General features: G+C 31.4%; 12 protein-coding genes and 9 tRNA genes. 5 read left to right on the forward strand and 16 right to left on the reverse strand.

Features of this window, described 5'->3' with window-relative positions:
- The 3 genes from OF376_RS01105 to OF376_RS01115 form a co-directional block, all read right to left on the reverse strand.
- Positions 1-798, reverse strand: coding sequence for an RDD family protein (locus OF376_RS01105; RefSeq protein ID WP_263821697.1), 798 nt, complete (start codon positions 796-798; stop codon positions 1-3).
- A gap of 99 nt (positions 799-897) precedes the next feature.
- Positions 898-973: transfer RNA gene (locus OF376_RS01110), tRNA-Arg, on the reverse strand.
- 51 nt (positions 974-1,024) lie between these two features.
- A tRNA-Arg gene (locus OF376_RS01115) sits at positions 1,025-1,101 on the reverse strand.
- Positions 1,102-1,376: 275 nt separating this feature from the next.
- Here OF376_RS01115 and OF376_RS01120 point away from each other — a divergent pair.
- The 4 genes from OF376_RS01120 (at position 1,377) to OF376_RS01135 (ending at position 3,628) form a co-directional block, all read left to right on the forward strand.
- A complete protein-coding gene (locus OF376_RS01120; RefSeq protein ID WP_263821698.1) occupies positions 1,377-2,501 on the forward strand; it encodes a hypothetical protein in 1,125 nt (374 codons plus the stop codon).
- Positions 2,479-3,267, forward strand: a complete 789-nt coding sequence (locus OF376_RS01125; RefSeq protein WP_263821699.1) for a DUF5452 domain-containing protein — start codon at positions 2,479-2,481, stop codon at positions 3,265-3,267. Before OF376_RS01120 ends, OF376_RS01125 begins: the two co-directional genes overlap by 23 nt.
- Positions 3,268-3,279: 12 nt before the next feature.
- Entirely contained in the window at positions 3,280-3,507 is a 228-nt protein-coding gene (locus tag OF376_RS01130; protein WP_263821700.1) for an acyl carrier protein, read from the forward strand.
- Positions 3,508-3,552: 45 nt separating this feature from the next.
- Positions 3,553-3,628 (forward strand) — tRNA-Trp (locus tag OF376_RS01135).
- A 107-nt stretch (positions 3,629-3,735) separates the two neighbouring features.
- On the opposite strand, the gene OF376_RS01140 is transcribed toward OF376_RS01135, so the two are convergent.
- The 3 genes from OF376_RS01140 to OF376_RS01150 all read right to left on the reverse strand — a co-directional run bounded on the left by OF376_RS01140 (position 3,736) and on the right by OF376_RS01150 (position 9,146).
- Positions 3,736-5,094, reverse strand: a complete 1,359-nt coding sequence (locus OF376_RS01140) for a leucyl aminopeptidase (protein WP_263821701.1) — start codon at positions 5,092-5,094, stop codon at positions 3,736-3,738.
- A 90-nt stretch (positions 5,095-5,184) separates the two neighbouring features.
- On the reverse strand, positions 5,185-7,464 hold the full coding sequence (locus OF376_RS01145; RefSeq protein WP_263821702.1) for an FtsK/SpoIIIE domain-containing protein: 2,280 nt from the start codon (positions 7,462-7,464) through the stop codon (positions 5,185-5,187).
- Between the two features lie 2 nt (positions 7,465-7,466).
- Positions 7,467-9,146 carry a ribonuclease J gene (locus OF376_RS01150; RefSeq protein ID WP_263821703.1) on the reverse strand — a complete coding sequence of 560 codons (1,680 nt, stop codon included), beginning with the start codon at positions 9,144-9,146 and terminating at the stop codon, positions 7,467-7,469.
- 87 nt (positions 9,147-9,233) lie between these two features.
- Here OF376_RS01150 and OF376_RS01155 point away from each other — a divergent pair, with 87 nt between their 5' ends.
- Positions 9,234-11,189 (forward strand): cysteine peptidase family C39 domain-containing protein, encoded by a 1,956-nt coding sequence (locus OF376_RS01155; protein WP_263821704.1) that lies wholly within the window; start codon positions 9,234-9,236, stop codon positions 11,187-11,189.
- 325 nt (positions 11,190-11,514) lie between these two features.
- Here the strand turns inward: OF376_RS01155 and OF376_RS01160 are convergent, their stop codons facing one another.
- The 10 genes from OF376_RS01160 to OF376_RS01205 form a co-directional block, all read right to left on the reverse strand.
- Positions 11,515-12,600: a phosphatidate cytidylyltransferase gene (locus tag OF376_RS01160; RefSeq protein ID WP_263821705.1), complete on the reverse strand. Its 1,086-nt coding sequence runs from the start codon at positions 12,598-12,600 to the stop codon at positions 11,515-11,517.
- A 3-nt stretch (positions 12,601-12,603) separates the two neighbouring features.
- Entirely contained in the window at positions 12,604-13,155 is a 552-nt protein-coding gene (frr, locus tag OF376_RS01165) for a ribosome recycling factor (RefSeq protein ID WP_263821706.1), read from the reverse strand.
- Positions 13,156-13,165: 10 nt separating this feature from the next.
- Positions 13,166-13,873, reverse strand: coding sequence for a UMP kinase (gene pyrH / locus OF376_RS01170; protein WP_263821707.1), 708 nt, complete (start codon positions 13,871-13,873; stop codon positions 13,166-13,168).
- A gap of 66 nt (positions 13,874-13,939) precedes the next feature.
- Entirely contained in the window at positions 13,940-14,851 is a 912-nt protein-coding gene (gene tsf, locus OF376_RS01175; protein WP_263821708.1) for a translation elongation factor Ts, read from the reverse strand.
- Between the two features lie 324 nt (positions 14,852-15,175).
- Positions 15,176-15,259, reverse strand: a tRNA-Leu gene (locus tag OF376_RS01180).
- 5 nt (positions 15,260-15,264) lie between these two features.
- Positions 15,265-15,340, reverse strand: a tRNA-Lys gene (locus OF376_RS01185).
- A 47-nt stretch (positions 15,341-15,387) separates the two neighbouring features.
- Positions 15,388-15,463 (reverse strand) — tRNA-Thr (locus OF376_RS01190).
- 1 nt (position 15,464) lies between these two features.
- Positions 15,465-15,540: transfer RNA gene (locus tag OF376_RS01195), tRNA-Val, on the reverse strand.
- 33 nt (positions 15,541-15,573) lie between these two features.
- Positions 15,574-15,650 (reverse strand) — tRNA-Glu (locus tag OF376_RS01200).
- A 1-nt stretch (position 15,651) separates the two neighbouring features.
- Positions 15,652-15,726 (reverse strand) — tRNA-Asn (locus OF376_RS01205).
- Positions 15,727-15,939: the final 213 nt, after the last annotated feature.

Below are 15,939 nucleotides of genomic sequence, written 5' to 3' on the forward strand. Positions count from 1 at the left end.
TTAAGATCTCCTACGTGTACCGATCTTATCTATTTCTGATAAGACGTTATTATAATGATCAATTACTGGTTTTGTAAATGGACGTTTCGGTTTACTAATTTCTGTTTCTTCTTGTTTAATATCTAAAACAGCAACGTTGCCAACATGGTCTTGAAAAGGACGTTCAACCTTTTTTAAAAGCATTGTTATCAATGCAATAATACTTAATAAACCGACGATTGAAAATAAGCTTTTACTTAAATAAGCCATAATTTCTGTATTAGTGTCAGCTTCATTCGGGATTTGCAATGACATTGCTCCCCGAATAAATAATAAATATTGGAATCTTTGATATTGGTCATGAATGTTATAAGCAAAACAAAATGCTGCTACTAAAATTGCAATAATCATGAACAAGAATCAAACAATTAATGATTGTCTTAATAACGCAAGAAACAAAACGCCCCGGTGGTTTTGTCGATGCAGCGAAATGGTGTGCAACTTAAAAATCTTGCGGAATAAAGTTGCTGAATTATTAAACGTTGGTATCACAAGAAAATAAACAAAATAGATTACAAAGGCAATCAAAGCCATCACAAAAACTCTTCACGGCTCTAGAGCGGGTTTGCTCATCACATTATCTAATGTTGTATTGCTTTGTGAAACAAATAAATCCTTAATTTTAAATTCAGCATTAATAAAAACTAAAAATGAACAAGCGATGGAAAGTACAAACACCAATAAAAAGTCAAGTGTCGCAGCTTTAAAACGTTGTTTTTTCTTTGCTAATGGGTATTCTTTATCGTAATTAATTTTCATAAATTTCCTTTAAGCACATTAATTATATTATATAGTGCGCAATCAAAATAAACACAGCAAATGTAATAAAAAATAGACCAGAGGTCTATTAAATTTTAATGGCGCACCCAAAGGGACTCGAACCCCTAACATTATGTTCCGAAGACATACGCTCTATCCATTGAACTATGGGTGCATACTTATTAATTATAATAAAAAAATCTGCTTTTGCAGATTAGTTTTTTAATGGCGCACCTGAAGGGATTCGAACCCCTGACCGTACGCTTAGAAGGCGTATGCTCTATCCTACTGAGCTACAGGTGCTTTAAAATACTCTATATATTATAAATTAATGTGCTCAAAAAAGGGCAAAGAAAATTCTTTTAGTAAAAATCTTAAATCATTCGATTAGTATAATGAGGTGATTTTTATTAAGAAATTTAACATTCTTCAAGAATTTTTAAAAAAGAGTTTGTTTAATATGCTGTGCTATTGAACAATTTTTAACCATTGATGTCAATCGTGGAGAGATAAATATATTTGACAAAAACAAATACTTGTCAATTTATTTTGAAGTTGATGAAAGGTAGGTATTAAGGATGGTTGAAAACATTAATCAATATTATGTAAAACATTATCAGTATCATAATTCCAAATCAAAGCACTCTAATAACGCCGATCAACAAAAGCCATATTATATTCGTAGTTTTAATAAACCTATCGAATTACGTGATTATTTTGAGGGACGACCTTTTGGTATTTATATTAATCAATACGAAGTTGAAAACCAATTAATTAAGGACGTGCTCACGATGCAATTCAAAATAAACATCGTTGGTAATTTTAAACTACCACCGAATTATTTCTATTTGGATATTGATTCATCGATTGGTTCTTTTCGCAACATTACTTTGCAGGAGGAAAAGATAGAGCAATTACATTTCACACACGCCACCTTACAACAACATGTTTATGTGTCTAGTGTACGAATTAATATCAATGAATCGGGCTTATCAACCAAGGAAATTCTCAAACAGTTAATTGAATTTAAATTAAATTTAAAGGTAACTGATGACAATGAATTACATGACCAAATAAATTATGAAGTCAAACGAGATTATCTACGACGTTCTTTATCTTGACAGCGTTTGTATAATCATACATACTATTATGCCAATGCTTTTAATTTAAATACTCGTTTAGATTTAGACACATACCACGCCCCTTGTATTCTTGCCTTGCAAACATACGCCAATTATGTCTATAGCAAATCACGTCGTGCTACAGATATAAAACCTTTGAAAGTAGATGATGGTGTCTATCTACAAAACGGCGATGTTTATAGTATTAAATATAGTCTTGAATACCAATCGCTAGGAAACGAGTCTAAACGTCTCGAATGAGAGGAAAAAATAGAAAATATTGATAAATATTATGATTCGCAACATTCTACATTTAATATTCAACCGCAATCTTTATTTAAATATGATTTTTTGGATGACGAGTTGGTTATTGATCATCAAACTGGTTTTAAAGGTATTTGATTGCCCAAAGCACAAAAGGTTGATTTGAAAATGAAAATTAAAACAAATTATCGAAGCCCTAGTGTTTATTATGCGCGAACAACATTAGAGTTTAAAAGCGACTTCACAAGTCAACAACACCCCTTAATTAAAATTAGTAGTTTGGAAATTAACAATTATGAAGGTTTCCGACAAATTTAAACATTTTTTTAAAAATCCGCGCACCAAGGTAATTGGTTTTTGCTGTTTAGGCGTGGGTATTGTTGCTGCTGCAGTGGGTTTTGGAGTTAGTTTAGGTTTTAAGGGGCAAAAAACTAGTAAGCAAGCATATACACCAGTAAACAATCAAATAACCCTGGTACCCAAAAATACACACGAACCAAGCAGTAATGTTTTTGCTATTGAGAATAACAAAAAACAATTAGATGAAAATAATCAAATTCAACCGATCAAAAAAGAGGTGGTAATTGTTGAACATCATAACCCCACTAATATTTTCGTTGAACAGAACGAAAATAAAGAACAAGCAACCGATTTACATGAGCACGCGAATCATACAACTGAACATACGAGCACAACCGCTGATGAAAATGATAGCAACAAAAAGACTGAAACACATTTGAATGAGGTAGAGCATGTCGAATTAACTCGTTTCAATCTCAAGCCGGTTGTCCAAAAAATGAACGAGTTTTATTCTCTAATTGATTTTCAAAAATATTTCAGAAAAGAAAATCCACAGTTAGGTTTTGATGATTCTATTATTCAAGAACAACTCAAAGCAATTATGTTTAAAGCAATTCTTAGCTTTGATCAATTTAAGAGAGTGTGAAACTATCTTGAATATAGTGTAAAATATAAAATAATTGATAATCATTTAATTGTGTTGGTCAACTGACTAATTAACACACCAGAGCCCGGCGTGAAAAAACAATTTTACGATCAATTAAGTATTAGCTTAGAACAATAAGGAGAATTTTATATGGATGTTCGCCAAACAATCAATAAAATTGCACAACAAAAAAAGATTAATTTAAACCAATTAGCTGATGAAAATGTTAACTTAAAGTCATTAGGTATCGATTCATTAGCGGCTATGGATTTAATTGTTGATATTGAGGATGCTCTAAATGTCCGTTTAAGTGATGAAGAGTTAGTTAGTATCAAAACTCTAGGGGACTTGATTAAAACTTTTGAGAAACACGTCTAGTGTTTCTTTTTTTATTATTTAATGCTATAATATTAGGGTATTCTTAGGGGTATAGTTCAATTGGTAGAACTACGGACTTCAAATCCGTGTGTTGTGGGTTCGAGTCCTACTACCCCTGCCATTAAAATAAAAAAACCAAGACAAGATCTTGGTTTTTCTTTTTTCTTTGTATGTGATGTAAATAAAAAACCAAGATAAAATCTTGGTTTTTTGTTTGTTTTATAGCAATTATTTTTGGTCAATAGCCATTTTGTAGAATGTTCTTAACATAACACCAGTACCTTGGTGTCCAACATCGGCAGTAATTGCTACGTCAAAGTGTGCATATGGTTTGTCTTCTGTAAATTCCTTTAAGTATGCAGCAGCACGTGAAGAACCACCACGTGGGTCACTTACTGAGTTAGCAATATCTGCTACATTTGATTTTAATAAATCTTTAAAGTCATAGTGGAAAGGTAAACGTCATACTAATTCACCTGCAAATTTAGCAGCAGCTTCTGATGCTCTTCATAAGCAATCAGTTGTTGTTCAAACTCCTGAATATGTTTCCCCTAAAGCATAAATCATTGCACCAGTTAATGTTGCGATATCAATTAATTTATCTGCTTTCATGTCTTTTGCAGCATAAGTTAAAGCATCACATAAAATTAAACGACCTTCAGCGTCTGTATTGTCAATTTCAACTGTTTTACCATTATAAGCAGTTACAACGTCGTCTGGTCTCTGTGCTTCGATACCAGCTAAGTTGAATACTAATGGACATAACATTACAACGTTAACTTCTTCATTATTTTTTGCTAAAGCAAATAGTGTTGAAGCAACAATAGCAGCCCCTGACATATCGAATTTCATTCAACGCATGTGAGAACCTGTTTTAATGTTGTTTCCCCCTGTATCAAAACATACCCCTTTACCTACGAAAGCATATTTTTGATTAGATGGTTTAGTGTTGTATTCTAAAACTAATAAACGTGGTTGGTAATCTTCTGAAACAGCAGCTTTACCTACACCATAGTGGCATCCGAAACCTTTTGTTTGTAATTCATTACGGTCTAAAACACTAATTTTTACATTCTTAATATCTGCAAATTTAGCACGAATAGCTTTTTCAAAATCTCCAGGAGACATCTTGTTTGATGGTGTATCTTGCAACATACGTGCAAATGATTGAGCTTGTGCAATTACTAAGTGTTTGTCAATTAATTTTTGTAATTTAGTATCGAACACTAAGTTGTGAATATTCTTTGGTGTTTGTTTAGTTTTTTCAGAATATGGAGTTACTTCTACATATTCTAATGCAGCTACAACAATACCAATCACTGATTCGTGTTGTTCTTCATCAACTAATGCTAAGAATGAATCCAAATCAACTGAAACTGGTTTAGCAGCCTTTGATAAGAATTTAACTAAAGCACGTCATAATTCGTTTGTGTCAAAATCTTCGTTTAACACAATGTGGTGGTTCTTTTCGTAAACATTACCAAACACTTCGTGTAATTTTGTATTACTTTCGAATCCTGCAATATTGTGTTTTTCACATACTGCTTTTAATTCATAAATGAAATTTTCTTTTTTATTAAATGTCATATTATCTCTTTCCTTAAAATATAAATCGTTATATTTATTTTAATACATCCACATCCTATTTATTTAAAGGATGTGTTTTTTTATTTTTTATTAGTTATCTGTTGATAATTTTTGGAGCAACGAATTAATTTCGTCATTGGTAATTTTTGCAATTTGTAGTCGCAATAATTCATTGATGTTCGCCTTCATGAGAACTAAATCACCTGATCCATATAAATTATGTAATCAATTATGAGGCGAAATTAGAGTCGATTCGTACTCGTTATTCAATTTTAGAATTGCAATGTTTTCAAACATCGCCTTAAATGCACTTGTTTGCTCATTAACTATCTCTGTACCCAAGACAATTAGACAACCAACGCTTGGAGCTAGTGTTATTAAATTTTGCAACAAGATGATGAATTTATCTTTATATGGACTATCTAGAATATGAGCAAATTCACTGAAAACGATTAAGCTCATCTTATAAGCTTGTTGGCTCATATGGTTTAATTCAAATAAATTATCAACGCCTTTGTTTTGCATTATTTTTTTAATGTCATTGAATTTTAATTGTAAACTGCGTAAATCTTCAATGACCACCGCTGGGTCAGAAGTATCCGTAATTTTACGTGTATGGTTTAGATTGCTAAACGTCTTTGTTAATTTAGTTTTTGCGTCAAATAAGTATAATTCGATTTCTGATGATTTATGTGTTAATAAACAACCCATGATCAAGTTTGATAACAACATCGCACGGCCTGCACCCTTAGCTGAACCATAAACAATTAAATTACCATCTAATTGGTTTGATCAAATAACTTCACGTTCATGGTCTTTACCATAAATTAAATTGAAATTGTCTCATTCTTGTTCGTCTAGTAATTTAATTTCATTTTTTAAGGTAAATGAACTTGCTAATTTAATACTAGATACCTGCACAGCTAAATATTTATTTTGCTGATATAAATTAATTCTTAAATCGCTCTCTTGAGAAGCTAGTATTTGCATTAATTCCAAATTGTGTTGTGAAATAAATGTGGGAATATCAATGTTGTTTAGTGAATAAACAACCTCAGCCATAGAGAAGTAAGTACGTTTGCTAATGATTTTCGCTTCAATGCCATTAGCTTTGGCGTATTGTTCAAAGCGGAAATCAATTTTATTAATCATGTTATTCAATTCGTGATAATAATCTTGATCACCATCAAAAAGCACTTTTTCATCTTGTAATTTTTTTTGATCTTCAAAAATATCGTTCATTGATAAAGTGAATTTTTGCGTTCGCTTAAAACTACTTGGTGTCTTGTCTACTAACGGTTTCTCAACCTGAGGAACTTCAGGATTATTAACTGGCGCAACAACTACAGGAACAATAGGAGTTGGAATATCCTTTCGAATTTCAATTTCAGAAGCTTTTTGTAATTCAACATTAGGTTCGTGTGGTGAATTAAGAATTGGCGCCTCTTGAATCAACAATTCAGGCTCTTGTCTGCTTGGCGCAGTATTGACTGCCTCAAGATGTTCTAAAGGCTGTGGTTCCTTAAAATTATTAGCAGGGTTATCCAGCGGTTCATTAGTAACTGTTGGATCAACAGCAATAAGCTTATTAGTCTCTAAGTTGTTGGGTACTAATGGAGTATCAACTAATGCCTGTTGCACTTGATTACTGTCCTCAAGAACACTGTTGTGATCAATTAATTCATAGGCTTGGTTATACTCTTTATTAACGTTTTTAATCAATTTGTTAATGATACGTAATTTAGTTTGGTAGAATCAGCGTTTATTTCGTACAGTGTATAAAATGAAGATGATTAATACTATGCTTAAAACGAAACTCAATAAAACTACCATAAAGATTACAATGTATTGAGTATATAGATCCAGATTAATAAAACCTGTAATACCACCAAAACCAAATGCTGATAACAAGAAGTAGTATTGAAGATGAGAAATCCCAGATATTAAATGAACTTTTCATAGATTTGTAAAAATTTCGGTATAGCTGCCTTCAACAAACAGATAATCACTATGTTTCAGAGCTAAACTTGATATATAACCTAGAAAAATACTTAGTAAAATCGGGCTAAAAACATAAAATCAAATCGTAAAACGATTAAATATTTTGCGCCGCAGTTTTTTGGTTCATCAAAAAATGGCTAAGAGTAATAAAATCAAATAAATTAAATAACGGCTAAAACCAAAGAAATATTCAATTACATAATCAATTGCTGCTGTAAAATACGGCACCTTGGCAATCGTCATTAATAATAAAAGCAGTAAACTTACATATATCAAGATACGTCATTTTAAATGTAATTGTTTTTTTGTTTTCAAAGCTTTTTTAATCGGTTGTTGATTAATTGCTACAACAGTGTTAGTTTGGTTCATAACTATGCCTCGTAGTAATCGATAATAGTAGGTAGGACAAGTGGACGTTTATTAAATTTCTTTTCAAATAATTTAGCTAATAAGCGACGAGCGTTGTTTTTCGTTTCCTTCATGTTTAAACGTTTTTGTTTATCATAAACGATGCACTCAGCTAAACTAGTTTTAAAGTTGTCTTCAATTTCTTTAACAACTTCGTTTGTTGATTTATTTTTATTGACCACACCAAAATATTTAAAATCAATGAAATCGATTAAACGTTGGTGTTTTTTATCAAAAGCCATTGTCAGTATAATTATACCGTTTTCTCCCATTTGTCGACGTTCATATAAAATACCTTCACCCACATCAAGTGTATTAAAGTTAGAAATCATTTTTTCAACTAAATGGATTGTTTCAACATCTTTTTCTAAATTCTTATCAACAATAGTTTTAATTTGTCCGTTATCTAAACTAATAATATTGTCAGGTAAAACTTTTGTAGTTTTTAAAGCTTCCACAAATTTCATTTCAGTTTTATATAAACCACCCAATGGTACTACATATTTAGGGTTCATAACATTCACAAAATGTTTGATATCTTCATCACAAGCCTGCATTGGTAAAATCGCTTTAGGTAATGTGAAGTATGGAATATTTAATTTATGAACATGGTCTGATAAGTCTGCAGCTAGTGACTCATATCCTGGAGTAATACCTACACCTAAAACCAAGCTGTCCTTGTCGTTTAGGTGAACAATTTTATCTTCATCATCTAGAATTTTGTTTAAACGTGGGAAAAGACTATCTTGATTTTCGATAATCACAACGATGGCGTTATCGTTTTTATTAATTTCACTAATCGGTAAAGAAATTAGATTTTTTGGCGAGTATAAACGTTGACGAATAATTCCGTTAAACACATTAATAAATGTTTGTGAGTAAATAATGAATGGTCGGTTAGTTTGTTTAGCTAATGTTGCTAAACTAAAAATTGTATAAACATCGTGCGCGTAGCATCCGACAAACATACGATTTTCTGTTTTCGATAATACATCTTCATAAAAACCTTTGTTACGGTGGTGTGGTGCGGTTAAACCTTTTTTACCAGCATTATTCATACCCATAATCACGGCTAAAGTATTATTGCGTAAGATTTGGTGAGCGTTGATGACTTGTGATTCGAAAGTTTTGTTTTTATCATTTGAAATAATAAAGTCATCTACATAAACAATATTACCGTCCTTAGTTTTTAAAACAAAGGCCAATGAATTGGGAATTGAGTTCGTAACCTTAAAAGCATTGATGATGATATTACCAACTTTTAAGTCTTCAAACGTTTTCACCTGCACGATGTTTGGTTTAACCAATTTATTGTTGATTTTTGTCTCAAACATTTTTTCAATCACAATCGCACCAATCGGTGATGTATAAATTGGCAGATTGTAATCTGTTTGGGCTAATAAATGTTTTAGACCCATTAAGTTGTTATAGACAGGAGTAGCTATAAACACCCCTTTAATCCGTTTAACATTTTTGTGTAAATAATTATAATCCGCTACGATATTGTTGACTCCGTACATGTTGTTATCGGGTAACTTTGCACCAGCGTTAAAAATGAAAATTTCATTGTCAATATCTAAGACAAAACAATTCTTCCCTTTTTCGTCTTGTCCACCTAGTGCTAATAATTTAATTTTTGCCATATTTTCTACCTCATAAGTAATATAAATAAATTTTTAATAGTAAAAATAACTTTCTCTCCGATTATTCAAAGAAAGGAGATGAGTTAAATGCGAGTTATTCAACAAACTAATAAGAATGAGTGTGGTGTTTGTGTTATCACCATGATGTTCAATTATTTATACCAACAAAAAATAAGTAAAATCCACGTTCTTGAAAAATCTGTTCTTTCTGAAGAAGGAATGAATCTAAATGAGTTTGAGCGTTTGGCTGCTGAGTTTAGTTTAAGTGCTCAGTCTTATAAATGTCATCTAGATGAATTATTAAATCTACATCCTAACAAATATCTTGTTTTAATGGTTCAAAGCGAAGGGCGCAACCATTTTATAATTGTTCAAATTTATAACCGTGAAAAAATCGATGTTTACGATCCTCAGAACGGATATCATCAGACGGATATGACTAGTTTACAAAAACGTTTTTTAAACGTAGCTATATTGTTTGAAAAAAACGAAAAACTGCCGCCAAAATTTAATTTAAAGCCACTTTTTAATGATTCAAAAATTTTCTCTTGGAAATTAATTGTTTTTTTAATCTTTCTTGAGGGTCTTGGTATCGGGTTTTCAATTCTTAGCAGTAAATTTGTTACTTATATTATTGATTGAGGAATAGCTGAACAAGAAATTAGAAATGCGGTTGTTTTAACTGTACTTTTTAGTTTTATTTTCTTAACGAACCAAGTTCGCCAAAAACTTGTTCAAATTATCATTCATAAAAAATCCGAAGAAATAACTCTATATATTCTATATTTTACATTAAAACGACTAACAAATAAACAACAATGATTTTTTAATAAGACGAATCTGAGTGAACTGTTAGGTTTAGAAGGTTATATTCAAACAATTATTAACTTTAAAATTAGTGCGCTAGCCAACTTCATTAGCGCTTTAATTTTCGCTTTGATTGTTAATGTTTTAATGTTAAAATACAACACACAATTATTCATCATTTCATTAATCATAGGTCTATTAAGTGTCCTAATCAATTTTTGGGCGTATGGAGCGAATAAGAAAAATCAATTGGTTATTATTAAGAATAATCATGACAAATTTTTATCATTAGAGAAACTTCTTAGTTTCGTTCAAAAAGAATCTGACGTTCATAAATTGACATTTTATTTGCGGGATTTAATACGCCACAATGAACAATACGTCAATAACCAAAAAAGAGTAGTTACTAAACAATCAATTATTAGTTTTTGTGCCAATATTACCCAGGATTTTGGATTTCTTTTTTTAGTTCTTATAACTAGCCTCCTTGTTATACAGCGAAATCAAAATATCAACATTGGCAGTTTGATGTACATAATTTTTTTACATCAAAACATTAATCAAAACTATCAAAAAATATTTCATTTTTTTATGTTGATACCTGGCTATAAATACGCATATGAAACCTTATACAAAATTAGTGTAATGAACAACCGAATTAATAACTATGGTTTCTTAATTGATCGTATTCAAAACATATATTTAAAAAAACAAAAAAAGTTAATTGATAATCATACCCTCATCAAAGGACCTAATGGTTGTGGCAAAACGACTCTACTTAAACAAATTTTAAATGGCGAAAGTGTTTTATTTAATAATCAACCAATGGAACAATTAGCAAATAGTTTTTTACAACAAAAAATTGTTTATTTGCCTGGCGATGCCACTATTTTCCCTTTAAATTGACACGCATTAATTAGTGATGCTGAAATTAACGCAAACAATCAATTAATTCAATTACTTACAAAGGCACAAATCAACACACTAGCTAGTCTGTATGATGATAAACAGTGGTCAACTGGTCAAAGACAAATTGTGAATTTTTTACGGCTTTTGCAAAAACGCAATAATCTAATTCTTTTGGACGAAGCATTGGCAAATGTTGATTGAGAAATTAAGGGTTTACTCCTTAAAGCATTCATGCCTGTATTGCAACGATATAACCTTGTCATTTGTGTTAGCCACGATATTCAAATGAATAATTTTTTTAAGGAAGTGATTAACTTTGAGTTTTAAACATTGAAAGAAAACGTTGATTATCAGTTTATTAATACTTTTTTGTTTGGTCATTGGATTGGTGTGTGGTTTAAAAACGCATCAGTACATTACTTGTCAAATTAATCCAACAAGCCATGCTTTAATTGTTACTAAAACTGTTTTTCAGTTACTTAAAAATAAAAAAGCACTGACATATAAACACGAAGAGCGTCTATATACCAGTGCATATAAATATAAATTTTTAAAAAATAATCGCGTCTTGTTAACATTAAAGGATTTTAATTTGCAACAAAACAAAGTTCAATTGCTAATTAATGACATGCCCTTAATATATAAATTGATTTTAAAATAAATCAGAAATTAACGCAAAGAAAGTATAAGCGACAGTAGTAACCATCAAAGCATCTATACGGTCATAAATACCGCCATGTGCTTTAAGAATATTCGAGAAATCTTTAATCTCTAACGAACGTTTTACATAGCTAAAGAATAAGTCGCCAAAAACAGCTGTGATTGCTAGTAATGGTCAGAAACACATAATTAATAAAAAGAGTACTAACCAAGAATTTGGCGTCATTGATCATAAGAATTTAAAACCATAGAAGTCTCGGGCGAAATGGTTATGAATTAAATCCAATGAATCTTGATTACTATTATTTGTTTTAGTTTTTCAAATAACTAGAACACACAATAAAAACACTATTGAACTCGCTACAACAATTCCTGTGATAAAACCAGCTCATGTCTTTTTCGGCGAAATTTTAGGAAAAATCTTCGCTTTGCCAAATAATTTGCCTCCGACATAAGCAAAAGTATCCGTCAGAATCACTAGCACAGCAATTAATGATCAAATGATTCAACTACGTAAAAGCATCAAATAATAAACGTTGCTAAAAAACAAGAAGGTAATTGCAAGCACTAAAACCGCTAAGAGTTTTTGTTTTTTCGCCAAATGATTGTTCTTAATTAACATTAAGATATTAATTAAAACAACAATAAACAACAACGCAAAATTGATTGCTCAATAATTTTGGGTTGATCAGAAAAAATATTTGATTGTATTAACATCATAAACACGCAACAAAACAGTACTGACAATGCTCGCATTACAAGCGAGTAGAACGAGAAATTCATTGGCAATTAAGGTCGTTTTTTTATTACGATAAAAAACCTTGTTAAATTCATAAGCACATAGCCCGATAATTACATTTAGTAAAACAATACCTGCAATTAAAAAGCCTAGTTTTTCATAAAAAGAAAATCAGTTGTTGTTCGGCATTGATCAGACATTAAAGTCTGCAAAGGCGTTCAGTGTGATAAAAACTAAAAAGAAAAGTAAAATTCCGATACCACATAAAACACGGGATTTAAAATCTTGTCTTTTTTTCTTATCTAATTGTTGATTTGGTTGTAGTTCAACTGCTGACATATTTTAAATAGTTAGAATGTCTTTTTCTTTGTTAGCGAAAAGTTCTTCAATTTCTTTGTTAACTTTTTTTGTTAATTCATCAAGTTTTGTTTGGAAGAATTTTTTATCGTCTTCTAATGCTGTTGTGTCTTTTTTAAATTCATCTTGTAAATTTTGACGAATTTTACGAACCTTAACTTTTGCTTCTTCGCTCACTTGTTTAGCTTTTTTTGCTAGTTCTTTTCTTAAATCTTCAGTTGGTGCTGGGAATGTTAAACGAATCACATCAGCATCAACAAGTGGATTAATACCAATATTTGCAGCATTAATTGCTGTATTAATATCTTTGATACTACTCTTATCATATGGTTTAATCATTAATGAACGTGCGTCAACAACACTAATATTAGCTAATTGATTGATTGGTGTAGGTGCCCCATAATAGTCAACCAAAATACCATCTAAAATCGCAGGGCTTGCACGTCCTGTACGCAGCTTTGCGAATTCGTTGTGCATTCATTTAAACACATGTTCTTTTTCTTCGTTCATTTGTTTTTCGTAAATTTTGAAATCCATAAATTACCTCTTATTTAATTAATGTATATTTTGTTTTGTTATTCAGAACATCAATAATTGAGTCTGTTTTGTCAATATTAAAAACAATCGTTTCAATTTTATTTTCTTGACATAATGCCAAGGCTGTTTGATCCATTACTTGTAAATTTTTATGTAATGCTTCTTGATAAGTTAGATTTTCATAAAAAATTGCATCTGGATTTGTTTTGGGATCGGCGCTATAAACTCCATCAACACCATTTTTACCCATTAAAATTAATTGACAATTAGTTTGTGCAGCCCGAATAGCAGCACATGAATCCGTACTGAAAAAAGGAAAACCTGTTCCACCAACAAAAATCATTACTTGATCGTTTTTGATGGCCTGATTAATTGAGTTAGTGCTAGCATATGTTAGAAATGCTGGGGTGTCAATCGATGATAAAACAACTGATTCAACCTCGTGATTTTTTAAAACATTAGCAATTGACAAGCCGTTAATCATTGTAGCTAGCATTCCCATGTTGTCAGCCATACTGCGGTCCATTGCTAAATCATTAGCAATCTTCCCTCGTCAAATATTCCCACCACCAACAACAATTGAAATTACGTAATCTTTTTTTAAAATTTTAATTTGGTTGGCAAGGTCGTTAATTTTATTAACATCTAAAATGGATTCATCATTAGTCTTTAATGCTGCTCCCGAGATTTTGATTAAAATATGTTTTTTATTCTGCATGTTTTCCTCCGTTTATAAATAATTGAAAAAAATAGAAAGGCGAACTTTCTATTTGTTGGTTAATGACTATTTTTTCATTTGAGCTGCAACTTCGTCAGCAAAACTCATTTCTGGTTTCTTTTCCATTCCGTCACCAACTTCATAAGCGTAGTAGCCAATTGCATTTGTTTTATTTTGTTTTAAATAAGCAGCAATTGTTAAACTTGGTTCTTTGAAGTATGATTGATCAACTAAACAATTTTCTTTTAAAATTTTGTTTAAACGTCCTTCAACTGTTTTTTCTAAAACCATTGCTTTTTTCGCATCGTCTAACTTGCTCATTTTATTTAATGCTTCGGAGTCATTGTGAACTTGGTTAGTAATAATTTCTTTTTCATTTGCTAATCATGTTGGACACACTTGATCAACGTTTAAGTATTTTGGACGCATTGCAGCTGCATGCATTGCTACGTTTCGAGCAACTTCTGTATCAACTTTTGCATCTAATAAAACGATTGCACCAACACGGTTGTTATTATGAGTATATGAACCTAATGTTTGGTTTTCGTTAGCTTTTAAAACAACACCACGACGGAAAGCGATTTTTTCTCCAATAATAGCTGTTAATTCTAAACCAGCTTCAGCGATTGGTTTGTTGTTGATTTGTAATTTTTCAAAATCTTCATTGTTTTCTACTTCGTTTAATGCTACTTCTAAAATTTGGTTAGCAAGGGCTAAAAATTGTTCATTCTTAGCAACGAAGTCAGTTTGTGTATTTACTTCAATCATCACTGCCTTGTGGTCGTTTTGTTTAGTTAAAACAACACCGTCTGTTGCAGCATTATTTAATTTGCTTGCTGCTTTTATTGCTCCGTTTTCACGCAATCAAACAATAGCTTTTTCAATATCATTATCTGATTTATCTAAAGCTTTAATACAATCAGACATACCAGCTTGCGTACGTGCACGTAATTCTTTTACTAATTCTACTTTTGTCATATATTTTTTTCCTTCTTGTATTGATATAAATCATTTTTTGATTTCTCTTTTAATATTATAAATAAAATATGGATATATTGCTATTTCAATGAGCAAAAAACTCTAAAAAACTCGGCTAATTTCTTAATTTTCAGAAATCTCTGATTACTAAGTACAACTTTTACTTCATTAATACATGAGATTCAAGTATTATGCGAATAAACATTCCTGTTGTCTAGATTAATGCCGATTCCAGCTCTTATGCAATAAGATGACTCTTTTATAAACATTAAAAGATGTTAAAGGTATAAAAAAACCTTGTCTAAGACAAGGTGTAAATTTAAATGGTGCGCTTGAAGAGACTTGAACTCTTACACCGCAAAGTACTAGATCCTAAGTCTAGCGCGTCTGCCATTCCGCCACAAGCGCGTTAATGGTGCTCTGTGAGGGGTTCGAACCCGCGACCCACTGATTAAGAGTCAGTTGCTCTACCGACTGAGCTAACAGAGCACAAATTCCTACCTATCGACGTTGATAGATAGGAATTTATAATCTAATGGTGCCGACTATAGGAATCGAACCCACAACCTACTGATTACAAGTCAGTTGCTCTACCTATTGAGCTAAGTCGGCATGGTGGAGTGCGAGGGGCTCGAACCCCCGACCCTCTGCTTGTAAGGCAGATGCTCTCCCAACTGAGCTAGCACTCCAGAAACAAACAATGTTGTTTTGATTAATTTTAATGGTGACCTGTACGGGATTCAAACCCGTGAATGCACGCGTGAAAGGCGTGTGTGTTAAGTCGCTTCACCAACAGGCCATGGCGGCTACAGTAAGGATCGAACTTACGACCAACCGGTTAACAGCCGGTTGCTCTACCGCTGAGCTATGTAGCCATATGCTCTTAAAAGCACTATAATATTATAGTTATTTTTTTATAAATTGTCAAGAAAAAAATAAAATATCTTTTCAAGGGTATCGGTATTTGTCGTCTTATTCGAAACAATACTATTTTCTTTTATAGGTTTTTATTTAACTATCTTATATAATTTTAAACTATATTCATATAATTAAATTAATAATCTTTATTTTTTTATATCAAAGCTTTT

It is taken from the genome of Ureaplasma miroungigenitalium, assembly GCF_025780085.1.
Classification (GTDB): Bacteria; Bacillota_I; Bacilli_A; order Mycoplasmatales; family Mycoplasmoidaceae; genus Ureaplasma; species Ureaplasma miroungigenitalium.